We start from the raw sequence: 20,598 nt of genomic DNA, 5'->3' as shown, positions 1-20,598 counted from the left end.
GCGGCTTGAGCGCGCTGTGCGTCACCTGGGGAACGACTGCATGTATTTGCATATAGTTGAAGAACCGTGCAGAGCCGCATGGCACGGTGGAGCATCCGAGTTCTGGATCGAGCCTGTAGGAGGCCTCAGTGACCAACGACCCGTTCTGGCGACTGCCCGACGTTCCGACCTTCGAGCTCTCGAGCCCCGACCTCAGCGAGGGCGACGACCTGCCCCAGTGGGCGCGGTCCGGCATCGCCGGCGCGGGCGGCGAGGACCGCTCCCCCGCCCTGGAGTGGAGCGGTGCGCCCGAGGGGACGCAGAGCTACGTCGTCATGATGTACGACCCCGACGCACCGACCGGCAGCGGTTGGTGGCACTGGGCCGTCTACAACGTGCCCGCCTCCTGCACATCCCTCCCCGCGAACGCGGGCGACCCGGATGCCGGACTCCTGCCCGAGGGCGCGGTGACGGTCTCGAACGAGCTGCGTCTCAAGCGCTTCCTGGGCGCGGCGCCGCCCTCGGGTCACGGCGACCACCGGTACTACTTCATCGTCAACGCTCTCGACGTGCCCTCGATCGAGGTCCCGGAGGACGCGACGCCCGCCCTGCTCGGGTTCATCCTGCGCGACCACCTCGTGGGCCGCGCGGTGCTCTCCGGGCTCTCGCGTACGGAATAGCAGCACCCCGCACGACCGGCACGGCCCCGCGGAGCGCTCCGCGGGGCCGTCCTCTTGACGACTGCTGAACAAGCGTTGAGCATCCTGAACATGCGTTCAACCGCCGATGATCAGACGCTGCGATCGCGGATCAGGGATTCCGCGATCGCGCTCTTCGGCGCGCACGGCGCCGACGCCGTGAGCGTGCGCCGGATCGCGGCCGAGGCGGGCGTCAGCCCGGCGCTCGTAATCCACCACTTCGGCTCGAAGGAGGGCCTGCGCGAGGAATGCGACGCGCACATCGTCGAGGAGGTCCTCGGTCGCAAGCGCACCGCGCTCGAGTCGCAGGGCGGCGATCTCCAGAGCGCGATGCAGCGCTGGCTCGCCGACGTCGACGCCCACCGCGCGAGCCTCGACTACCTCGCGCGCATGATCACCGACGGCTCCCCCGCCGGCGACCGTCTCTTCGACGACCTGCTCGCCCGCACCGAGACCATGCTCGCCGAGGGCGTCGCGAGCGGGCGCATGCGGCCCTCGAGCGACCCGCGCATGACCGCCGTGCTCATCGCGATGCACGGCCTCCTCCCCCTGCTCCTCGAGCGGCACCTCGGGCGCGCGCTCGGCGAGCCGGCACTCACTCCGTCGCTCGTGCGGCGCATGACCGTCCCGACGCTCGAGCTCTACACGCACGGCCTCTACGCCGACGACGCGCTCCTCGAGGCCGCGTCCGCGGTGCTCGCGGGCGACCCCGAGACCGCGCGCGGCCCGCGCTCGGACAAGGCGGCCGGCGACCCGAATCAGGACCCGGACCCGCCTCGGCCGCGGGCATCCGATCACTGATCCGCGCCCCCGGGGCGCCCTACGAGAGGAACCCGCGATGACCGCTGTCATCGAGACCCGTGCGTTCACCAAGCGCTACGGGCGCCGGACCGCGCTGCACGGCGTCGATCTGACGATCGAGCCGGGGCGCGTGTTCGGCCTGATCGGCCCCAACGGGGCAGGCAAGACCACGACGATGCGTGTGCTGCTCGACATCATCCGCCCGACGAGCGGCGAGGTGCGCGTGCTCGGCGAGCAGCCCCGGGCCGGAGGCACCGCCCTGCGGCGGCGCATCGGCTACCTTCCGGGCGAGCTCGCGATGGACCATCGCGTGAGCGCGCGCGCCCTGCTCACCCACCTCGCCGAGCTCAACGGCGGCGTCGAGCGCGGACGCCTCGACGAGCTCGCGCAGCGCCTCGGGCTCGACCTGAGCCGCCCCGTGCGCGCGCTCAGCAAGGGCAACAAGCAGAAGGTCGGGCTCGTGCAGGCCTTCGCGCACCGACCCGAGCTGCTGATCCTCGACGAGCCGACGAGCGGGCTCGACCCGCTCGTGCAGCAGGAGTTCCTCGGCCTCGTGCGCGAGGCGCGCGCCGCCGGCGAGACCGTCGTGCTGAGCTCGCACGTCATCAGCGAGATCGAGCACGCCGCCGACGAGGTCGCCGTTCTGCGGGCGGGCCGCATCGTCGAGGTGAGCCCCGTCGCGCGACTGCGCGCGGCGGCGCGGCGGGATGCCCGCATCGCCGTCCGCGACGCCGAGAGCGCTGATCTCGTGGCCCGCCTCCGATCGCTCGGCACGGTGCACGACATCGCGACGAGCACGGCCGGCGGCACGACCACGGTGACCGCGCACCTCAGCGACGGGCTCACGGGGTTCGTGCAGGCGATCGCGGGCGTCGAGGTGCTCGACCTCGTGGTCGAGGAGCCGGACCTCGAGCGCACGGTCCTGGCGTTCTACGAGACAGGGTCCGACGACGCCGAGGAGGTCGGGGCATGACCGCGCTGCCGCTCCTCCGCCGCGCTCTCGCCGACTCGTGGCGCGGGCTGCTCGGCTGGGCCGCGGGCCTCGCCGCCGTCATCGGCATATACCTCCCGCTCTTCCCGTCGATCGGGGGCAACCCGCAGTTCGTCGCGATCATCGAGAGCCTGCCGCCCGAGCTCGTGTCGGCGCTCAGCTACGACCAGATCACCTCCGGCGCCGGGTACGTGCAGGGCACGGTCTACGGCCTCATCGGCTTCGCTCTCGTCGCATTCGCTGCGTCCGGCTGGGGCGCGGAGGCGATCGCGGGCGACGAGGAGCGCGGCACGCTCGAGCTCACCCTCGCGCACGGCGTGAGCCGCAGCCAGGTCGTTCTCGAGAGGAGCGCGGCGATCGCGCTGCAGCTCGTCGCGCTCGTGGCCTGGGCATCGCTGCTCGTCGCGGCGCTGAACGAGCCCGCGGGCCTCGAGCTCGACGCGGAGGGCATCGCGGCCGGCGGCCTGGCCCTGCTCGGCATCGGTCTCGTGACCGCGGCGGTCGCTCTGCTCGCGGGCGCGATCACCGGACGCCGGGTGATCGCCGTCGGCGCCGGCGCCGGCATCGCGCTCGGAGGCTACGGCCTGAACGCGCTCGGCAACCAGAGCGCCGACCTGGAGTGGATGCACGCCCTCTCGCCCTACCACTGGGCGTACGGGTCGAGCCCCCTCGGCGAGGGGCTCGACGCGAGCCTGTGGCTGCTCTACGGCGTCGCGGTCATCGCCCTCGGCGGCGCCGTCGTCGCCTTCCGCCGGCGCGACGTGGGGGTGTGAGCGGCCGCTACCAGCGCGGGAGTCCGTCGAGGAACGCCCGCAGGTCGCGGGTGAACCGCTCGGGGTGCTCCATGCTCGGCAGGTGCGCGGCGTCGGGGTAGCGGATGAGGCGCACGTCGGGCGCGCGCTCGGCCAGGACCTCGGCGGAGTAGGCCGTCTCCGCCGGGTCGAGCTCGCCGAGGACGGCGAGGACGGGCATCCGTAGGTCGCCGAGCCGGCCGCCGGCGGGCGGGTCGAACCGCTGGGGCTCGAGCCCCTCGGCGGGGGCGGTCGTGTAGTTGGCAAGGCTCATCGCGCGGACGCGCGACCGCACCTCCTCCGGAGCGTCCCTCGGGCTGCAGGGGGCCGTCGACCCAGATGCGCACGTCGAGGGCGGCGGCGCGCTCCCAGTCGCCGGACTCCTCGGCGGCCTGCGACTCCTCGAAGAGGGCGATCTCGCGCGGATCGACGATCTCATCGGGCGGCTCCACGCCGCCGACACCGCTGCAGACCCAGACGAGGGCGGCCGCGCGCTCGGGCCGCTCGAGAACGAAGTCGAGGGCGATCATGCCGCCCATCGAGCAGCCGACGACCACGGCGCGGTCGATGCCGAGGTGGTCGAGGAGGTCGGCGAGATCCTGGCAGTTCGAGTAGGGGCCTGGCTGCGCGCGCGTGCGGCCGAAGCCGCGGAGGTCGAAGCGGACGACCGTGTACCGGTCGGCGAGCGCGGGAACCTGGTCGTCCCACATGCGCAGATCGGCGATGCCCGCGTGCACGAGGACGACGGCGGGCCCGCTACCGCTCACGTCGTAGTGGAGCTCGGCCCCGGTGACGTTCAGGTACCCGGACGTCGGGGAATCGGTCATGGCGCGCCTCTCTGCGAGTGATCGAGTGCAGTGTACGGCGCGGCGCGGTTCGGGCGCGCGGGCGATCGGTGCGCGAACGACGGATGCCCGCCCCCGGGATCGGGAGCGGGCATCCGGTCGTGCGGTGCTCGGGTCGGACTAGCCGTCCTCGCCCTCGGCGGGCGCCTCGGCGCCCTCGCCGTCGGCGAGCACGGGGGCCAGCGAGAGCTTGCCGCGATCGTCGGTCTTGGTGATCTCGACGAGGATCTTCTGACCCACGCTGAGGACGTCCTCGACGTTCTCGACGCGCTTGCCGCCGGCGAGCTTGCGGACTTCGCTGATGTGCAGCAGGCCGTCCTTGCCGGGCATGAGCGAGACGAACGCGCCGAACGCCGCGAGCTTGACGACGGTGCCGAGGTACTGCTCGCCGACCTCGGGGTTGATCGGATTCGCGATCTGGTTGACACGGGCGCGGGCGGCCTCGGCCGAGGGGCCGTCGACGGCGCCGATGTAGACCGTGCCGTCCTCCTCGATCGAGATCTGGGCGCCGGTCTCGTCCTGGATCGAGTTGATCGTCTTGCCCTTCGGGCCGATCAGCTCGCCGATCTTGTCGACCGGGATCTGCACGCTGATGACGCGAGGAGCCGTGGGCGCCATCTCGTCGGGCGCGTCGATCGCCTGGTTCATGACCGCGAGGATCGCCATGCGGGCGTCCTTCGCCTGGCCGAGCGCCTGCTGGAGCACCGACGACGGGATGCCGTCGAGCTTCGTGTCGAGCTGGATGGCCGTGACGAACTCGCTCGTGCCGGCGACCTTGAAGTCCATGTCGCCGAGCGCGTCCTCCGCGCCGAGGATGTCGGTGAGGGCCGCGTAGCGGGTCTCGCCGTCCACCTGGTCGCTGATGAGGCCCATCGCGATGCCCGCGACGGGCGCGCGCAGCGGCACACCGGCGTTGAGCAGCGAGAGGGTCGAGGCGCAGACCGAGCCCATCGAGGTCGAGCCGTTCGAGCTCATGGCCTCGCTGACCTGGCGGATCGCGTAGGGGAACTCCTCGCGGCTCGGCAGCACCGGCACGAGGGCGCGCTCGGCGAGGAAGCCGTGCCCGATCTCGCGACGCTTGGGGCTGCCGACGCGGCCGGTCTCACCGGTCGAGTAGGGCGGGAAGTTGTAGTGGTGCAGGTAGCGCTTGCTCGTGACGGGGTTCAGCGAGTCGATCTGCTGCTCCATCTTGAGCATGTTGAGGGTCGTGACGCCGAGGATCTGCGTCTCGCCGCGCTGGAAGATCGCCGAGCCGTGAACGCGCGGGATGACCTGCACCTCGGCGTCGAGCGCGCGGATGTCGGCGAGGCCGCGGCCATCGATGCGGACGCCCTCGGTGAGCACGCGCGTGCGCATGATCTTCTTCGACACCGACTTGTAGGCGGCGCTGAAGTCCTTGAGCGACTCCTCAGGCAGCTCGCCGGCGGCGACGCGGCCCTCGATGGCGACCTTGACGCGCGCCTTGAGCTCGTCGTCGGCCGCCTGGCGCTGGGCCTTGTCGGCGATCTGGTAGACGCCGGCGAGCTCGCCGTGGGCGATCTCGTCGACCGCGCTGTAGAGCTCGGCGCTGTAGGAGAGGAAGACCGGGTAGTCCTGGATCTCCTTCGCCGACTGCGCGGCGAGCTCCTGCTGGGCCTTCGCGAGCTGCATGATGAACGGCTTCGAGGCCTCGAGGCCCTGGGCCACGATCTCCTCGTTGGGCTTGACGGCGCCGCCCTGGATGAGGTGCCAGGCACCCTCGGTGGCCTCGGCCTCGACCATCGTGATGGCGACGTCCTCGCTGCCATCGGCGTCGGTCACGACGCGACCGGCGACGATGATGTCGAAGACGGCCTCGGCGAGCTGGCTGTGCTTGGGGAACGCGACCCACTGGCCGCCGCCCGCGTTGTCGGGCATGAGCGCGAGGCGGACCGACGCGATCGGGCCGCTGAAGGGCAGGCCGGAGATCTGGGTCGAGGCACTCGCGGCGTTGATGGCGAGGGCGTCGTAGAACTCGTCGGGCGCGATGCTGAGCACCGTGATGACGATCTGGACCTCGTTGCGCAGACCCTCGATGAAGGTCGGACGCAGCGGGCGGTCGATGAGGCGGCACACGAGGATGGCCTCGGTCGAGGGGCGGCCCTCGCGGCGGAAGAACGAGCCGGGGATCTTGCCCGCGGCGTACGCGCGCTCCTCGACGTCGACCGTCAGGGGGAAGAAGTCGAAGCCCTCGCGGGGGTGCTTGCCGGCGCTCGTCGCGCTCAGCAGCATGGTCTCCTCGTCGAGGTACGCGGCGACGGCGCCCTGCGCCTGCTGCGCGAGACGACCGGTCTCGAACCGGACGGTGCGGGTGCCGTACTTGCCGTTGTCGAGAACGGTCTCGGCGAACTTGATTTCAGGACCTTCCATTGAGGTCTGTCTCCTTACACGTCTGTGCCCCGGGCATCCCGAATTGGATGCACGGCGCGACGCGCGGAGCAGGAGCGGGCAGGAAGGGACGTCGGCGTAATGCCGCCGGGTCTGCTCTGGCCAACAGTAGACATCCACCGTTCCGGCGCTGCGCGTGCGCTGCGGGACGGGAGATCACCACCGGTGACCAGCTTCGAGCCGGCCTGCTCCGTGCGGTATTCACTTGAGTGACGCGGAATCGCGCCTCAGTCAGGCTATCAGCACGGCGTGTCGCGACCTAGTGCCCTGCCCGCTCAGCGCGTCGGTCCTGGCCGCTCAGCGTCGTCGGTCGCGTCGGCGGTGACGACGACCTTGCCGCGCAGGTGCCCCGCCTCAAGGAAGGCGAACGCCTCGCGCACCTCGGTGAGGGGGAACGACGCGGCGATCGGCACGACGAGGTCGCCGCTCGCGACGAGCGCGGCGAGGGCATCCAGCGTCGGCGGATGCACGGCCCCGCGCCCGACGTTCCTGACCCCGTAGGCGCTCGCATCGGTCGAGATCGTGTTGATGCGCTCGGGCGGCACGCCGAGCGCGAGAGCCGCCTCGATCGTCTCGGCGCCCGCCTGGTCGAAGACCGCCGTGATGCCGTCGGGCCCGGCTGCGGCGAGTCGCGCACGGAGTCCGTCGCCGTAGAGGACGGGCTCGACGCCGTGCGCGCGCAGCCAGTCGTGGTTGTCGCGGCCCGCGGTGCCGATGACGCGGACGCCGCGCCGCACCGCGAGCTGGCTCAGGATGCCGCCGACCCCGCCCGCCGCCGCGCTCACGACGATCGTCTCGCCGGCGGCGATGCCCTGCGAAGCGAGGGCGTCCCACGCCGTCTGGCCCGCGAGGGCGAGCCCTGCGGCGACCTCGAGCGGCACGCCCTCGGGCACGCGCGCGACGACGCCCGCGGGCGCGAGGACCCAGTCGGCGAAGGCCCCCTGCGGGATCGATCCGAACACGGCGTCGCCTGGCGCGAGCCCGTCGACTCCGTGGCCGACCGACTCGACGATGCCCGCGAACTCGCGCCCGACATCGACGGGGAGCGGGAGCACGATGCGCGAGCGACCCGATCGGATCTTCGCGTCGACCGGGTTGAGGCCGCCCGCGACGAACCGGACCCGCACCTCGCCGGGACCGGGCGGCGCGACCTCGACGGTCTCGATCCGGAGGACCTCAGGGCCTCCCCGCTCGTGGTACCGGACGACGCGCGATGCGAGAGGCCTCATGCGGCCAGCCTAGGCACCGCGTCCGCTCGGCGGCACGCCCTCGATGTCGAGGACCGGCACGCCGACCGTCAGGGCGAACCCCTCGACGCGCACGGGGTCGAGCGCGTCGCCGATCGGCGTGGCGATGCGCCCCGACTCGATCACCCACAGCTCGGGGCGTCTGCGGCGGGCATCGACCCAGCGGCCGATCGCGAGCTCGTGCCCGTAGGAGTGCTCGGCCACCGCGAACGGCCCGCGCACGACGAGCGACCAGCCGTCGGACCGCAGGCTCGTGCGCCACCGGGTCGTGATCTGCGCGGCGCTCGCCGCGAGCACGAGGAACGCGCCGAGCGCGACCGCGATGAGAAGCCCCGTGAGGATGCCCGGGGGCGCGACGCCGAGGACGAGTCCGGTCGCCGCCCCCGTCATCGCGATCGCGGCGAGCGCCAGTCGGAGCCCCCACGGCCCGACCCCCGCGCGCACGACGGCGACCGGGCGGAGGAGGTCGTCCGACGGCATGGTCACATTGTGCGCCGTGGCGCCGCGGCACGGCTGAGGATCCGCCCCCGGCTATCGGTCGATGACGGGAAGCGGGAGCTGATCGATGGCGAGGGCGGGATCGGGGCACGCGACGCGCATGGCGGCACGATCGAGTGCGGTGACCCCGGTGACGGCGATGATCGACCAGATGTCGCGCCGTCCCTCGCTGCTGGACGGCCGGTCGCGGATGGCGTCGATGATCGGTCGCGTGTCGGCGATGTCGAGCCGCCCCCCGAAGGCGCGGACGCACGCGGGCAGCGCGGTCGTCAGTTGCGCGTCGAGCCAGCGGGCCTCGATCGGCCCTCCGAGCGAGAACTCGGAGCTGAACGGCGGGAACTCGTGGCGGCACAGCGCCTCCGCGACGGCGGGCTCCCACGGGTCCTCCCCCGCGATCGCCTCGCCGCCGAGCTCGGCCGGGCGGCCGAGGCGCTCGGAGGCGCACGCGAGGAGCCGCGCCCGGTAGTCGGAGGGTTCGACCCACTCGGTGAACTCGAACTGGAGCGGCGGCGAGTCGGGCCACTGCTCCCGCAGGTCGCGCTGGGTCGCCTGCGCGCTGTCGAACCACAGCCCCACGAGCCGCTCGGCGCGCTCGGCCGCGACGAGCTCGAGGCTCACGCTCGGAGGCTCGACGCTCGAGCATCCGCCGCACGCGATCACGAGCGCGGCGCCGAGCAGCGCGCGCACGGACCGCCGCGGCGCCCGCATCACGGCACGATCTCCGGAGGGGCGAGGTCGAGCAGGACCTCGCCGGGGTCGGCGCACTGGGTCAGAACGCGCGCGCGCTCGAGCGGGCCGGCGACGATCTCGACATGCGGCCACACGCTCTGCATCGCGCTCACCGACCGGCCGACGCTCGTGGGGTAGATCGCGCCGTCGATCGCGGCGTCGACGTCGGGCACGACGAGTCGCGCGCCGACGCTGCTCGCGCACGCGGGCAGTTCGACGAGCAGCTGCTCGCGCACCCACTGCCGCTCGACCGGCCCGCCGAACGGGTAGAGCGAGCTCCACGGCTGCACCGAGAGGCCGCAGCCGATGTCGGCGACGGGCGCCGTCCACGCCGGCTCGGAGATCGGGCCGGGGCCGACCTGCAGCAGGCCGCTCGCCTCCGTCACGGTGACCTCCCGGCCGAGCGTCTCGCTCAGGCACGCCGCCCGCGCCTCGTCGATGCTCTCGACGGGCACCCACCGGTCGAAGTCGATCTCGAGCTCGGCCTCGGGCCAGCGCTCGCGCACGAAGCGAGTGGAGTGGGCGACCGCCGCGCGCCACTGCGACGAGATCGTCGCCGACCGCTCGGCGGCGACATCCTCGATCGTGACGGGACGCGCCGCGGCCGGCGATGCGCAGCCGGCGAGACCGCAGAGGAGCAGAGCGCCGGCAAGGCCGATGCGGGCGGTCATCGGGAGGCTCCGTCGAGGAGCGCCTCGGGTGCCGGGCAGCGAGCGGTCGCGGAGGCGCGCTCGAGCGGATCGGGCCCGACGAGGGCGTACGGGTCGAACGCCTCGTCCGTCCGCCACCTCGCCGCGAACTCATCGCTCGGCGGCGCCTCGGCGACGGCCCAGCCATGGCGGGCGAGGCACGACGGGAGCTCGGAGGTCACGTACTCGTAGGCCCAGGGAAGCTCGACGCCGCGGACCGATTCCGTGAACCAGGTGCGCACCGGGAACCGCCCCTGGCACTCGAAGGTCGCGACGTCGACCGCGAAGAGCTCCCGCGCCGACTCGACGTCGACGCCGCTGTAGTCGATGCGCTGCCCCTCGTCGGCGGCGCGGGCCCCCGGGAAGCCCGCTGCGGCGAGGCACTCGGACATCGCGCCGCCCCACTCGGCGTAGTCGATCCAGCGGTCCACGACGACCTCGGGGAGCGCGACGGGCCCCCACTTCCCGCGCACGAACTCGGCGAGCCGCTGCATCGATCGCTCGTGCGCCTGATCCGCGACGCGGTCGCGCTTGGCGGTGACGGCCTCGAGGCCGACCGCGGTCCCGATCGGAGCGGACGCGCACGCGGCGAGGATGCCCGGCGCGAGCACCACGGCGAGGACTCCCGCGATCGCCGACCGGCGGAGCGGGCGCGCGACATCGCCTCGCGTCGCGCGTCGCTGCTCGGGCATGTCTCGAGAATCGCACGCGGAACGGGGATTCGGCAGGGAATCCGGGCCGGTCAGCGCCGCCGGCGGGAGAGCACGAACTCGACGAGGTAGCTCACGGCGATCGCGAGGGCGACGACGATGAGGAGGCCGCGGGCGACGCCGCGCAGCGGGCCGGCGGCGGTCGTGCCGGCGAGGACGATGAGCAGGACGAGAAAGCCGACGAGGGCGAGCCGGACTAGGCTCACGCGGCGGAGGGCCGACGGGCGGCGAGGGCCGTCTGCTCGCCCGGCGCTCGAGCGCCGCCTCACCGGCGGCGGAAGCCCTCGGCCACGCGGTCGAACGCGGCCTCGAGCACGGGGCCGGGCTCGCCCTCGCCGTGGCGGGCCCACCAGATGAAGGCCTGGTGCGCGACGAGGACGAGCGTGTCGCCGACGATCGCGGCGTCGAGGCCGTCCGGGTCGAGGCCGTCGCGATCGATGAACGTCCGGCGGATGGCTGCTCCGACGTCGGCGAACCGCGCGACGCCGTCCGAGTGCAGCGTGTGGTTGTCGCCGATGAGCAGCAGCCGCTGGCGCGTGACCTCGTGCAGCTCGGGAGGGATGCGCGTGGCTGCGACGTAGGCCGTGCGGACCGCGTCCATCGCCGGCAGGGACGGGTCGGTGCGCGCGAGCTCGGCCTTCAGCGAGTCGGCGAAGCCGTCGGTTCCGGCCCAGACGAGCGAGGCCTTGGCGGGGAAGTGGCGGAAGATCGTGCGCCGGCTGTGCCCGACGACCCGCGCGATGTCCTCCATCGTGACGGCGTCGTACCCCTGGTCGCGGAACATGTCGAGAGCGACGTGCGCGACGCGTTCGAGGTCGAGCTCGACCGGTCGGCCGCGGCGGCGTGGTTCGTTCATCCGAGACACCCTAGCCCTGCCGCGGAGGACGGGAGCGGAAGTGCCACAATTCCAGTCGTTCCGGTCCGGGGAGACGACGAAGGCCGCCTCCCGACGCTGTCGGGGGCGGCCTTCGCGCAAGAAGCTCGCGGTGTCTCTCGACGGCTCGCCAGCACGCAGGGCGTGTTAGCGGCGCAGACCCAGTCGCTCGATCAGCGAGCGGTAGCGCTCGATGTCGATGTTCTGCAGGTAGCCCAGCAGACGGCGACGCTGGCCCACGAGGAGCAGCAGACCACGACGCGAGTGGTGGTCGTGCTTGTGCTCCTTGAGGTGCTCAGTCAGGTCCTTGATGCGCTTGGTGAGCATCGCGACCTGCACCTCGGGGGATCCGGTGTCACCGGGGTGCGTCGCGTACTCGTCGATGATCGCCTTCTTGACGTCTGCTTCCAGTGCCATAGGTGATCCCCTCTCTCCTCGTTGCGCGGCGCCCTGAGCGGGATGCTCGGGGCTCTCTTTCTCCGCGGCCGTTCGACGGCAACCTTCAGATACTACCAGTCGACCGCACCGACTCGCGCCCTCGGCGACGCTCCCCCCGACGACGGGGCAGACACCGCCCAGACCCGCGTGCCAGGATGCTCACGACGCTCGGGACACAGGAACAGGGGGCGGGATGCTGCTGCCGCTGCTGCTCGACGTGCTCCTCCTCCTGCTCGCCGTCGGCGCCATCGCGCGCGGGGCCGCAGCGGGCTTCCTCTTCACCCTCGGCTCGGTGATCGGCGCCGCGGTCGGCGCGGTGCTCGCGTTCCTCCTCATCCCGCCCATCACGACGTGGATCGCGGAGCCGACCTGGCGGGCGACCGCGGTCTTCCTCGCGATCGTGCTCTTCGTCGTCGGCGGCCTGAGCCTCGGCGAGCGCCTGGGCCACGTGTGGCGGCGCGGCGTCGCGCGACGCGCCCGGCCGCTCGACCGCGTCGGCGGGGCGATCGCGGGCGGCGTGGTCTCGCTGCTCGTCATGAGCCTCGTCGGCTCGACCGTCACTGCCCTGGGCATCCCCGTCGTGTCGACGACCACCGCGAACTCGACCGTGCTCCGCACGATCGAGCGCTACACCCCGGGCCCGGTGGCGAGCGCGCTCGGCCAGGTGCGCAGCCTCGTCGTGAGCGAGGGCATCCCCCGCATCGCCGACGCGCTCGGCGACATCGCTCCCCCTCCTCCGCCCGTCATCGACGCGCAGAACCCCGAGCTGCGGCGCGCGGGCCAGTCGGTCGGCCGGATCTCCGGCTCCGCGTACGCGTGCGGCCAGGTGCAGTCGGGCAGCGCATTCGTGATCGCGGAGGACCGCCTGCTGACGAACGCGCACGTCCTCGCCGGCGTCACCGAGCCCACGATCGAGTTCCCCGGCGTCGGGGGCCTCGCCGGTCGCGTCGTCTACTTCGACGGCCAGCAGGACATCGCGATCGTCGCGGTCGACGACCTGCCCGTCGCGACGCTCGCCATCGGCGACACGATCGGCATCGGCGAGGTCGGGGCGGTCCAGGGCTACCCCTGGGGCGGGCCGTTCGTCTCCGGCGGCGCCGAGGTCGTCCAGGTGGGCACGATCAGCTCGCCCGCGATCGACGGCGAGGGCTCGTACCCGCGCGACACGTACACGCTCGCCGCCGAGGTGAACCCGGGCAACTCGGGCGGCCCCGTGCTCACCCTCGACGGGGCGGTCGTCGGCATGATCTTCGCCAAGGCGCAGAATCGCGACGGCGTCGGCTACGCGCACACGATGGCCGAGCTCGACCCCGTGATCGCCGCGGCGCCGACGCTGAGCGAGAGCGTCAGCACCGGCTCCTGCGCCCGCTGAGCGGCGCGGCGCCGACTGGGGACTTTCGGCCCTGACGCGACCGCCCCGCTCGGGAGTCTGATGAGGGGCAGCGGAAAGGAGCCCCACATGACCATCGGACTCGGCCCCATCACGGAGCTCTCGGCGGACGAGTGCTGGGACGCGCTTGCCTCGCGCAGCCTCGGTCGCCTCGCCGTCACCGCGGCGGGCACGGTCGACATCTTCCCCGTCAACTACGCGACGCGCGATCGGATGCTCTACTTCCGCACCGCGCCCGGGACGAAGCTGCTCGAGCTCTCGATCAACGACCACGTCGCCTTCGAGATCGACGGCGCCACCGACGAGGAGGCCTGGAGCGTCGTCGTGAAGGGCCGAGCGGAGCGGCTCGAGCTGCAGAGCGAGATCGACGCCGCCGACACGCTGCCGCTGACTCCCTGGCTGCCGACGCTCAAGTACCGCTGGGTGCGGATCCTGCCCGAGGAGGTCACCGGGCGCCGCTTCCTCCGGGCCTCGGAGCCCGAGCGGTACTGACCGCTCGACGCGCGGCGGTCGCTCGGGCGGGGTCGGGCACACTGGGGGCATGCCCTCGATCGCTCCGTCGCGCCCGCGTCCGCTCCTGCTCGTCGTGGGGGCGCTCTCGACCCTGATCGGCGCCGTCGCCCTCGCCTGGCCCGCGGCGACCCTGGTCACGATCGCAGTGCTGTTCGGGCTGCACCTCGTCATCGTCGGGGCGCTCCGCCTGCTCGTCGCGCTGCGCGGCCCGGCGCTGCCTCGCGCTCTGCGCTGGTTCGTGGGCGTGCTCGGCGCCGTCGTGCTCGTCGCCGGGGTCGTGGCGATCGCGAGCCCCGGTGCAGGGCTCGTGCTGCTCGTCACCGTCGTCGGCGTCGGCTGGATCATCGACGGCATCGCGGGCCTGTTCGGCGGGATGCCGGACGCCGCGATCGCACCGCGGGGGCTCCTGATCGCGACGTGCGTGCTCTCGATCGTCGCGGGCATCCTCGTACTGGCCCTGCCGGGCGCGGCGATCGCGACCGTGCTCGCGGTCGGCGCCGCGTTCCTCATCGCGGTCGGGCTGCTGCTCGTGACCGTCGGCGTGCTCGCGGGCCGCCGCCGGGACTAGACGTCGAGCGCGCCGCGGACGATCGAGTCGCCCGAGTGGGCGGGATCGCCGTCGACGGGCTCGAGGCTCACGTCGACGATCGGGTACTCGGAGAGGTCGATGCCGTCCGGGATCACGAAGGTGCCCGAGCCGCCCTCGAGGAGGCCGAGGCTGATGAGGCCGTCGACCTCGGGCGTGAGGAGCCACACCTCGCGGACCCCCTCCCCCTCGGCGGAGGCGGCGAGCTCGATCGAGACGATGCGCTCGCCGTCGGCGGACTCCGTCACGACGGCCGCGCCGGTCGAGCCCTGCCACGCGGGAAGGGCGTCGAGGGATGCGCTCGCGAGAGTCGTGGGCTCGGGCGCGGGTCGGAGCCCGTCCCACGCGAGCGCGAGGCCGCCGATCGCGGCCGCCGCGGCAGCGACGCCGACGAGCGGTGCGACGACGCGGCGCATCCGGCCGTGGCGCTCGCGCGCCTCAGCGATGCTCGCCACAGGGGCGGCCTCGGGAGCCGCCGTGCGCGGAGCACGGTCAGCGCGGCGCGAGCCGACCGCGGGTGCGCCCGCCCCGACGGGGGCGGACCCGGGGGGTCGGACGTCGGGGGCGAGGGCGAGCTCGCGGTGGATGCCGGCCCAGACCGACGCCGCGGGCGCGACGAGTGCGCCGTCTCCGATTGTGGTGCGCGCGATCTCGGCGGCCTCGTGGAGCTGGTCGAGCTCGGAGCGGCACGTCGGGCACACCGCGAGGTGGTAGGACTCGCCGCGGGTCGAGGGAGCCTCGCCGATGGCGATGAGCGCGATGGCCTCGGCGTCGAGGTGGGCCCGGGCGTCATCGTTCGTGCGGTCAGGGTCGCGCTGCTCCATGGCTCACCTCCATGCGGTCTCGGAGCCTCGAGAGGCTGCGTCTGATGTGGGACTTCACCGTGCCGACGGGCATGCCCAGCCGGTCGGCGATCTGCGTGTGGGTCAGGTCGTCGAAGAACCCGAGCTCGACGACCTGGCGCGGGATGGGCTCGAGCCGCGCCATCTCGTCGGCGACGACGAGCCGATCGGCGAGCTCTGCGTCGGGAGCCGCCGACTCGCCCGGCGAGGTGATGGCCGTGAGCTGCTCGGTGATCGAGCGCTCCCGGGCCCGCGTCTCGTGGGCGTCGGCGATCACGTTGCGGGTGATGCCGACGAGCCAGGCCGAGATGCTCGCACGACTCGCGTCGTAGCGCTCCCTGCTCTGCCACGCCTTGACGAACACGCGCTGCGTGGCGTCCTCCGCGTCGGAGACGTCCCCGAGCGAGCGCATCGCGAGGGAGTAAACGAGCGAGCTCCATCGACCGTAGATGTCGGCGAGCGCGCGCTCGTCCCCGGCGACGAAGCGCCGAGCGAGCTCGGTGCCGTCGTCGATCGCTGTCACCACGTGCCGGCTCCGCTCCCGCTGCATCGAACGGCCCGGACGAGCGTGGGCCGTGCGCGCCATGGTAGCGAACGGGGCTGTCATGACAACCGCTCCGCCGTGACGATGACGTTGTCCTCGTAGCGACCGACGCCGCCCGCGTAGCCGGAGTCGTAGTCGCCGCCGCACGTGACCATCACCAGGTGGGGGTCGCCGACCGTGGTGAAGATGCGATCCAGAGGGACGTCGTCCTTCGGGATCTGCTCGACCGTGGTGATGCGGTACTCGTGCTGCACGCCCTCGGCGTCGACGACCGAGACGAGCTGCCCGGGCTGCGCGCCGAGGAGGTTGAGGAACGGCCCCTCCCCTTCCGCGACGGTGAAGACGTGGGAGGCGAGGACGGTCGCGCCCTGGCTCGCGCCGGGCCCGGCGCTGTACTGGTACCAGCCGACGTCGAAGGCGCTCGCGGGGAGCGCCATCCGACCGCGGTCATCGAGCCCCTGCGGGAGCACCGCCATGTCGATCCCGAGGTCGGGGATCGAGAGCGCGACGGGCGCCGGGGCGACGCGAGAGGCGAGCGCGTCGAGCACGTCGCGCGGGTCCCTCTCGATCGTGGTCGGCTGCGTGCTGGGACTCGCCGACGGAGTGATGCGCTGCTCCGGTGCCGTTGCCGGCTCCGGAGCAGCGCATCCGCCGAGGAGCAGGAGGCCGGCGACCACGAGCCCGATCGCCCGTGCCGTCCTCCCGCTCCTCGACATGATCCTCAGACCTCGATCAGCGCTCGGCGCCGACGGTCTGACGACGGACGACCACAGCGGCGCCCGCGAGGGCGAGCATGAGCGCAGCGCCGAGGGCGATCAGGCCGCCGTTCGACTGCTGGCCGAGCCCGGCCTCGCCCGCGGGGATCTCGGCCGGGGCCGAGTGCAGGTCGTCGATCGTGAAGACGACGGCGCTGAACGTCTCGTCCTCCATGGGGCCGAACGCGTGCACGAAGATGTTCGTGCCGGCGGGGAGCACGACGTCGCCGAGCTCGATCGCGCGCGTGTCGGTGCCGGTCGGAACGACGTTGATGTCGGCGTAGGTGTCAGCGGGCAGCTGGAGCACGTCGGCCTCGTCCGGGTTGGCGAGCGCCTCGATCAGGACCGCGTCGCCCGAGCGGACGTCGACGGCGCCGACCTGCGCGGTGTGACGGACGGTGATCTTGCCCTCGCCGGCCGGGATCTCGGAGATGTCGTTCACGAAGGCCGAGAGGACCGGCGTGCCGTCCTCGAGCGGGTGCGCGACGGCGGTGTAGCTGGTGTTCGCGGCGAGAGTCGCGTCGAGCTCGATCGCGACCTCCTCCTCGACGGTCGGGTCGCCACCGGCGGCGACGACCTTGAAGTTGTAGTCACCGGCCGGGAGGTCGAGGGGGCCCGCGACATCCATGGGCTCGAAGTCGGCGAGAGCCGGCTCGGCGCCGTCGTTGACGTAGACGTCGACCGTGAGGCCGGGGAAGGCGTGGACGACGTACAGGTCGGCCGACGTGTCGCTGATGGCGTTCGCGGGGGCCGCGACGCCGACGGTGGCGAGGGCGGCGACGCCCAGGCCCGCGAGAATTCGGTTGCGCATGGTTCCTCCATTAGATGGCCCCGGGGGCGGGGCGGATGCCCCTTCCGGGGTCAAGGCGGAATTCGCCTTACATCCATCACTTCCGGCCGGGGACCGCGTTCGGATGCGCTCGAACCTGGGAGAAAGCCGTCAGTGAACCTGTCGGATGCTGAAAGCGGTCAGGCGAGGACGGCGGAGAGCCCCGAGATGGAGATCACGAGCCCCGCCACGAGCAGCACGACATTCACCGCACCGGCGGCGAGCCCGGAGACCGCGAGAGGCCGACCGCGGGTGACCCCGTTGCTGGTCTCGCGGATGCCGCGCACGCCCGTGATCGCGCACACGGTCAGGAGCGCGGCGTTCGAGACGAACACGAGCGACAGGGCCACGAAGACGGGCGCCCACGCTCCGGAGGTCACGCCCGACGCGGTCGCCTTGAGCGCCTGGGTTCCGAGCTCGGTCGTGACGGCGTTGCCGAAGATCGACACGAGCAGCGGCAGGAGCCCCGTGACGAGAGCCCACGTGGCCGCCGTACTGCGCGCCGGCGGCGGCGAGTAGCGGCGGCCCGACGTGCGCCCCGCGGGCTGCCGGTCGAGGGGTGCCGACGACGGGGCAGACGGGACGGGCGCGGAGTGAGCGACGGGCGACGGCACGGAGTGCTCGACGGGCGGTGAGGGCGCGGGATCGGGCGGCGACGCCGAGACGGCGGACGCCGGGAGCGCAACGGGGGCGGATGCCGCGGCGACCGCAGGCGGCGCGGTGATGTAGGAGCTCGCCCGACCGATGTGGGTCGGGTTCGCTCCCGGGCCGAGGGGCTTCCGCGCGCTGATGACGGGCACGCCGAGCGGGTGCAGGGGCGCGGGGCGATCCGGGATGCGCTCCTCGAGGGCCTCGGCTTCGGGGGCCTCGTCGTCGGCGGCCTCGTCGTCACCCCCATCCGGAGACTCGGGCGAGGGCGAGGGCGAGACGAGCAGGCCGAGGATGCTCGGGCGGGCGAGCGGTTCGGCGGCGTGCGGCCCGAGGGCGGGCACCGGGTCGAATCCCGCGTCGGTCGGGCTCTCGACGAACGGATCGGGCGAGGCCGTGGGCGGTGCGGATGGCAGATCAGCCGGGGTCTCCGCGATCGGCGCGAGCAGCGCGGTGCCGCACTGCGTGCAGAATCGAAGCCCGTCGCGCAGCGGCGAAGCGCAGTTCGGGCAGGCCGCCACCCGCGTCACCGCCTTCTCTCGCGCGCCTCGGGTCAGCGGGGCCGAGCGCGATCGTGCCCCCGTTCGTCAGAGTAGCGAGCAGGGCTCCTCCTCCTCCCGCCCCAGTCAGGGGGTCGACCGCCCGATTCTCCCCATCGCTTGACCTCCGAGCGGGCCCGTTGCACGATAGGGGCAGATCAACTCGCCGCCCAGAAGCGCCGGAGGCCTTGCCCCGCCACTGGGCGGCGAGTCTGTTAAGCGGCGCACCCCGTGACGGCACGTTCTCCGCCTCTCCTCGGGTATCCCCCGAAGTGGGGGCGCGCGCCCGGGCAATCCGACCTCGAGCGGACGCCGAATGCCGTGTGTATCGGGAACGAGCCGAGGAACTCCGGGGGACTGCAACCGGGGGGTGAGTCGCAGGGGGCTGCGACGCAGGGAGTGAATCGGACGGGCCGGTCGGAGCGCGGGGGCGCACCGACCGGCCCCCATCTCGTCAAGGGGCCACGGACATCCGCCCGACCGCGCCGGCCGCCCTCAGGGCGTCGCGCGCCCCGACATGAGCGCGTGCCGGGAGGCGGCGACGCGGTGCAGGAGCTCCGCCTCGTCGACGTGGGCTCCGATGCCCTCGCGACCGCCGAGGATGCGCTGGCGCGCGTGCGCGAGGCGCGTCGCGTCGCGGATGAACGCGCGCATGAGCCCCGGCACTCCGTGGCGCGCGGCCCACGCCTGCGCCGTGCGCCGCCCGGCGGGCGTGGCGAGCATCGCGACCTCCTGCGGGTGCAGCCAGCCGACCGCGGCGTACTCGCCGAGGCGCACCGCAGTGAGCCGCTGCTCCTGCTTCCGCAGCGCGACGACGATCGCGACCGCGATGAGGAACATCGGCACCTGCACGAGCAGGTAGTAGCCGTAGAAGTCGCCGACGAAGAAGAGGGCCCCGTTCCAGAACGCGTGGAGCAGGATCGCCGGGATCGCGCCGACGAGGAAGAGCCCGAGGCCCGCGAGCGCTCCGGACCGGCGCGCGGCGAATCCGAGCGCCGCGCCGATGAACGCCGTGAACATGACGTGCGCGAACGGCGACATGAGGCCGCGGATAAAGAAGATCTCGATCGTGCCGCCGCTCAGCAGCCCGCCCTCGGCGAGCTGCGTGCCGAAGTAGAGGATGTTCTCGGTGAACGCGAACCCGCCCGCGACCGTCGCCGCGTAGACGATCCCGTCGACGGGCCCGTCGAAGTGGCGGCGGACCGTCCAGAACAGGATGAGCACGCCGAGGCCCTTGCCGAGCTCCTCGACGATCGGCGCCTGGATGGCGGCGCCGAAGAACTCGAACGCCTCGCTCGGCCCGCCCGCCATCGCGACGACGTTGCGGATCTCGGCGTCGACGACGAGCGCGATGAGCACGCTCATGCCCGCGCCCCAGAGGAACGCGAAGGCGAGCGCGCGGCGCGGCTCGGGCTCCCACCGGTCGATCCAGCGGATGCCCGCGAACACGATCGCGAGCGGCACGAGCGCCATGATCGCTCCGATCACGAGGCCCGCGGGGCCGAGCCCGGCGAGGAGGTAGAGGCCGACGACCAGGGCGACCACCCCGAGGACGACGAATCCGATGACGGCGAGGACGAGCATCCCGACCGATCGGCGCCGCGGCGGCGTCGCGAACCCCGGCTGCGCAGGCTGGGCCGATTCGGCGCGCACCTCGGGAGGCGCGCTCGCGGGCGCGGGCGCCGCGCCGGGCGCGAGCCCCGCCGTCGCCGACCAGTCGGGCGTGCTCCGCGCGGATCCGGGCGGGAGGGGGTGCTCGCTCATGGTCGCGAGCCTATCGAGGCGATCGGGGCAGGGCGACGTGATCGGGATGTCCGAATCCCGCTGGTGCGGGCATCCGCCCGGTGGCAGGGTGGGGGCGTGCCCCCTCTCGACCACGCGGTCTGCTACCGGGCCCTCGCCGCGCGCGATGCGCGCTTCGACGGGCAGTTCATCGCCGGCGTGCGCACGACCGGCATCTACTGCCGCCCCTCGTGCCCGGCGACGACGCCGCGGCCGCACAACGTCGACTTCTTCCCGACCGCGGCGGCGGCGCACGAGGCGGGGCTGCGCGCGTGCAAGCGCTGCCAGCCCGACGCGGTGCCGGGCAACCCGGAGTGGAACCGCCGCGACGACCTCTCGGCCCGCGCGATGCGGCTCATCCTCGACGGGGTCGTCGAGCGCGAGGGCGTCCCGGGCCTCGCGGCGCGGCTCGGGTACTCGAGCCGGCACCTCACGCGCGTGCTGCAGGGCGAGCTCGGCGCGGGCCCGCTCGCG

Annotated in this window: 24 protein-coding genes; 8 read left to right on the top strand and 16 right to left on the bottom strand. The window is 73.1% G+C overall.

Annotated elements, in window-relative coordinates:
* Positions 1–128: 128 nt before the first annotated feature.
* The 4 genes from Q7T15_RS12255 (at position 129) to Q7T15_RS12240 (ending at position 3,242) form a co-directional block, all read left to right on the top strand.
* Entirely contained in the window at positions 129–659 is a 531-nt protein-coding gene (locus tag Q7T15_RS12255) for a YbhB/YbcL family Raf kinase inhibitor-like protein (protein ID WP_304696544.1), read from the top strand.
* Positions 660–749: 90 nt separating this feature from the next.
* Complete coding sequence (locus Q7T15_RS12250) at positions 750–1,478, top strand: TetR/AcrR family transcriptional regulator (RefSeq protein WP_304696543.1); 729 nt, start codon at positions 750–752, stop codon at positions 1,476–1,478.
* Between the two features lie 37 nt (positions 1,479–1,515).
* Positions 1,516–2,451: an ABC transporter ATP-binding protein gene (locus Q7T15_RS12245; RefSeq protein WP_304696542.1), complete on the top strand. Its 936-nt coding sequence runs from the start codon at positions 1,516–1,518 to the stop codon at positions 2,449–2,451.
* Complete coding sequence (locus tag Q7T15_RS12240; protein ID WP_304696541.1) at positions 2,448–3,242, top strand: ABC transporter permease subunit; 795 nt, start codon at positions 2,448–2,450, stop codon at positions 3,240–3,242. Before Q7T15_RS12245 ends, Q7T15_RS12240 begins: the two co-directional genes overlap by 4 nt.
* Here Q7T15_RS12240 and Q7T15_RS12375 read toward each other — a convergent pair.
* The 10 genes from Q7T15_RS12375 to rpsO all read right to left on the bottom strand — a co-directional run bounded on the left by Q7T15_RS12375 (position 3,173) and on the right by rpsO (position 11,675).
* Positions 3,173–3,970 carry an alpha/beta fold hydrolase gene (locus Q7T15_RS12375; RefSeq protein ID WP_370689155.1) on the bottom strand — a complete coding sequence of 266 codons (798 nt, stop codon included), beginning with the start codon at positions 3,968–3,970 and terminating at the stop codon, positions 3,173–3,175. The two genes, Q7T15_RS12240 and Q7T15_RS12375, sit on opposite strands and share 70 nt — an antisense overlap.
* Positions 3,971–4,225: 255 nt before the next feature.
* Positions 4,226–6,493: a polyribonucleotide nucleotidyltransferase gene (locus Q7T15_RS12225; protein ID WP_304696538.1), complete on the bottom strand. Its 2,268-nt coding sequence runs from the start codon at positions 6,491–6,493 to the stop codon at positions 4,226–4,228.
* A gap of 293 nt (positions 6,494–6,786) precedes the next feature.
* Positions 6,787–7,740 carry an NADP-dependent oxidoreductase gene (locus Q7T15_RS12220; RefSeq protein WP_304696537.1) on the bottom strand — a complete coding sequence of 318 codons (954 nt, stop codon included), beginning with the start codon at positions 7,738–7,740 and terminating at the stop codon, positions 6,787–6,789.
* Positions 7,741–7,749: 9 nt separating this feature from the next.
* A complete protein-coding gene (locus Q7T15_RS12215; RefSeq protein ID WP_304696536.1) occupies positions 7,750–8,238 on the bottom strand; it encodes a hypothetical protein in 489 nt (162 codons plus the stop codon).
* A 51-nt stretch (positions 8,239–8,289) separates the two neighbouring features.
* Positions 8,290–8,943, bottom strand: coding sequence for a hypothetical protein (locus Q7T15_RS12210; protein ID WP_304696535.1), 654 nt, complete (start codon positions 8,941–8,943; stop codon positions 8,290–8,292).
* Between the two features lie 20 nt (positions 8,944–8,963).
* Complete coding sequence (locus Q7T15_RS12205) at positions 8,964–9,656, bottom strand: hypothetical protein (RefSeq protein ID WP_304696534.1); 693 nt, start codon at positions 9,654–9,656, stop codon at positions 8,964–8,966.
* Positions 9,653–10,366: a hypothetical protein gene (locus Q7T15_RS12200; protein ID WP_304696533.1), complete on the bottom strand. Its 714-nt coding sequence runs from the start codon at positions 10,364–10,366 to the stop codon at positions 9,653–9,655. Before Q7T15_RS12200 ends, Q7T15_RS12205 begins: the two co-directional genes overlap by 4 nt.
* 50 nt (positions 10,367–10,416) lie before the next feature.
* Positions 10,417–10,590 carry a hypothetical protein gene (locus tag Q7T15_RS12195; RefSeq protein WP_304696532.1) on the bottom strand — a complete coding sequence of 58 codons (174 nt, stop codon included), beginning with the start codon at positions 10,588–10,590 and terminating at the stop codon, positions 10,417–10,419.
* 59 nt (positions 10,591–10,649) lie between these two features.
* Positions 10,650–11,240: a TetR/AcrR family transcriptional regulator gene (locus Q7T15_RS12190; protein WP_304696531.1), complete on the bottom strand. Its 591-nt coding sequence runs from the start codon at positions 11,238–11,240 to the stop codon at positions 10,650–10,652.
* A 165-nt stretch (positions 11,241–11,405) separates the two neighbouring features.
* Complete coding sequence (gene rpsO / locus Q7T15_RS12185; protein WP_055855728.1) at positions 11,406–11,675, bottom strand: 30S ribosomal protein S15; 270 nt, start codon at positions 11,673–11,675, stop codon at positions 11,406–11,408.
* A gap of 214 nt (positions 11,676–11,889) precedes the next feature.
* On the opposite strand from rpsO, the gene Q7T15_RS12180 reads away from it, so the two are divergent.
* From Q7T15_RS12180 to Q7T15_RS12170, 3 genes are all read left to right on the top strand, one after another.
* Positions 11,890–13,068 (top strand): MarP family serine protease, encoded by a 1,179-nt coding sequence (locus Q7T15_RS12180; protein ID WP_304696530.1) that lies wholly within the window; start codon positions 11,890–11,892, stop codon positions 13,066–13,068.
* An 87-nt stretch (positions 13,069–13,155) separates the two neighbouring features.
* Positions 13,156–13,578 (top strand): pyridoxamine 5'-phosphate oxidase family protein, encoded by a 423-nt coding sequence (locus Q7T15_RS12175; protein ID WP_304696529.1) that lies wholly within the window; start codon positions 13,156–13,158, stop codon positions 13,576–13,578.
* A 49-nt stretch (positions 13,579–13,627) separates the two neighbouring features.
* Positions 13,628–14,167, top strand: a complete 540-nt coding sequence (locus Q7T15_RS12170) for a DUF308 domain-containing protein (protein WP_304696528.1) — start codon at positions 13,628–13,630, stop codon at positions 14,165–14,167.
* On the opposite strand, the gene Q7T15_RS12165 is transcribed toward Q7T15_RS12170, so the two are convergent.
* The 6 genes from Q7T15_RS12165 to Q7T15_RS12140 all read right to left on the bottom strand — a co-directional run bounded on the left by Q7T15_RS12165 (position 14,164) and on the right by Q7T15_RS12140 (position 20,106).
* On the bottom strand, positions 14,164–15,009 hold the full coding sequence (locus Q7T15_RS12165; protein WP_304696527.1) for an anti-sigma factor: 846 nt from the start codon (positions 15,007–15,009) through the stop codon (positions 14,164–14,166). The two genes, Q7T15_RS12170 and Q7T15_RS12165, sit on opposite strands and share 4 nt — an antisense overlap.
* Complete coding sequence (locus Q7T15_RS12160; RefSeq protein ID WP_304696526.1) at positions 14,990–15,553, bottom strand: RNA polymerase sigma factor; 564 nt, start codon at positions 15,551–15,553, stop codon at positions 14,990–14,992. The genes Q7T15_RS12165 and Q7T15_RS12160 overlap by 20 nt, the downstream gene beginning before the upstream one ends.
* Before the next feature lie 77 nt (positions 15,554–15,630).
* Positions 15,631–16,287 carry a class F sortase gene (locus tag Q7T15_RS12155; RefSeq protein ID WP_304696525.1) on the bottom strand — a complete coding sequence of 219 codons (657 nt, stop codon included), beginning with the start codon at positions 16,285–16,287 and terminating at the stop codon, positions 15,631–15,633.
* A gap of 16 nt (positions 16,288–16,303) precedes the next feature.
* The gene (locus Q7T15_RS12150) at positions 16,304–17,137 is read right to left on the bottom strand and encodes a DUF4397 domain-containing protein (RefSeq protein ID WP_304696524.1); all 834 of its coding nucleotides are present in this window, start codon (positions 17,135–17,137) and stop codon (positions 16,304–16,306) included.
* A gap of 158 nt (positions 17,138–17,295) precedes the next feature.
* On the bottom strand, positions 17,296–18,324 hold the full coding sequence (locus tag Q7T15_RS12145; protein ID WP_304696523.1) for a zinc ribbon domain-containing protein: 1,029 nt from the start codon (positions 18,322–18,324) through the stop codon (positions 17,296–17,298).
* Between the two features lie 513 nt (positions 18,325–18,837).
* On the bottom strand, positions 18,838–20,106 hold the full coding sequence (locus tag Q7T15_RS12140) for a PrsW family intramembrane metalloprotease (RefSeq protein WP_304696522.1): 1,269 nt from the start codon (positions 20,104–20,106) through the stop codon (positions 18,838–18,840).
* Positions 20,107–20,202: 96 nt separating this feature from the next.
* Here Q7T15_RS12140 and Q7T15_RS12135 point away from each other — a divergent pair.
* On the top strand, positions 20,203–20,598 hold a 396-nt coding region (locus tag Q7T15_RS12135), incomplete at its 3' end, for an Ada metal-binding domain-containing protein (RefSeq protein WP_304696521.1).

This window comes from Microcella sp. (assembly GCF_030645145.1).
In the GTDB taxonomy this organism is placed as follows: Bacteria; Actinomycetota; Actinomycetes; order Actinomycetales; family Microbacteriaceae; genus Microcella.
The sequence above is the reverse complement of the archived record's forward strand: the minus strand, read 5'-3'. Positions and strand labels throughout refer to the sequence as shown.

Coding starts and splice junctions, on each gene's coding strand:
- Q7T15_RS12225 (WP_304696538.1), bottom strand. CDS start 6,493: ATGGAAGGTCCTGAAATCAAGTTCGCCGAGACCGTTCTCGACAACGGC.
- Q7T15_RS12150 (WP_304696524.1), bottom strand. CDS start 17,137: ATGCGCAACCGAATTCTCGCGGGCCTGGGCGTCGCCGCCCTCGCCACC.
- rpsO (WP_055855728.1), bottom strand. CDS start 11,675: ATGGCACTGGAAGCAGACGTCAAGAAGGCGATCATCGACGAGTACGCG.
- Q7T15_RS12170 (WP_304696528.1), top strand. CDS start 13,628: ATGCCCTCGATCGCTCCGTCGCGCCCGCGTCCGCTCCTGCTCGTCGTG.
- Q7T15_RS12180 (WP_304696530.1), top strand. CDS start 11,890: ATGCTGCTGCCGCTGCTGCTCGACGTGCTCCTCCTCCTGCTCGCCGTC.
- Q7T15_RS12140 (WP_304696522.1), bottom strand. CDS start 20,106: ATGAGCGAGCACCCCCTCCCGCCCGGATCCGCGCGGAGCACGCCCGAC.
- Q7T15_RS12175 (WP_304696529.1), top strand. CDS start 13,156: ATGACCATCGGACTCGGCCCCATCACGGAGCTCTCGGCGGACGAGTGC.
- Q7T15_RS12245 (WP_304696542.1), top strand. CDS start 1,516: ATGACCGCTGTCATCGAGACCCGTGCGTTCACCAAGCGCTACGGGCGC.
- Q7T15_RS12220 (WP_304696537.1), bottom strand. CDS start 7,740: ATGAGGCCTCTCGCATCGCGCGTCGTCCGGTACCACGAGCGGGGAGGC.
- Q7T15_RS12375 (WP_370689155.1), bottom strand. CDS start 3,970: ATGTGGGACGACCAGGTTCCCGCGCTCGCCGACCGGTACACGGTCGTC.
- Q7T15_RS12155 (WP_304696525.1), bottom strand. CDS start 16,287: ATGTCGAGGAGCGGGAGGACGGCACGGGCGATCGGGCTCGTGGTCGCC.
- Q7T15_RS12165 (WP_304696527.1), bottom strand. CDS start 15,009: ATGGAGCAGCGCGACCCTGACCGCACGAACGATGACGCCCGGGCCCAC.
- Q7T15_RS12200 (WP_304696533.1), bottom strand. CDS start 10,366: ATGCCCGAGCAGCGACGCGCGACGCGAGGCGATGTCGCGCGCCCGCTC.
- Q7T15_RS12240 (WP_304696541.1), top strand. CDS start 2,448: ATGACCGCGCTGCCGCTCCTCCGCCGCGCTCTCGCCGACTCGTGGCGC.
- Q7T15_RS12215 (WP_304696536.1), bottom strand. CDS start 8,238: ATGCCGTCGGACGACCTCCTCCGCCCGGTCGCCGTCGTGCGCGCGGGG.
- Q7T15_RS12250 (WP_304696543.1), top strand. CDS start 750: ATGCGTTCAACCGCCGATGATCAGACGCTGCGATCGCGGATCAGGGAT.
- Q7T15_RS12190 (WP_304696531.1), bottom strand. CDS start 11,240: ATGAACGAACCACGCCGCCGCGGCCGACCGGTCGAGCTCGACCTCGAA.
- Q7T15_RS12205 (WP_304696534.1), bottom strand. CDS start 9,656: ATGACCGCCCGCATCGGCCTTGCCGGCGCTCTGCTCCTCTGCGGTCTC.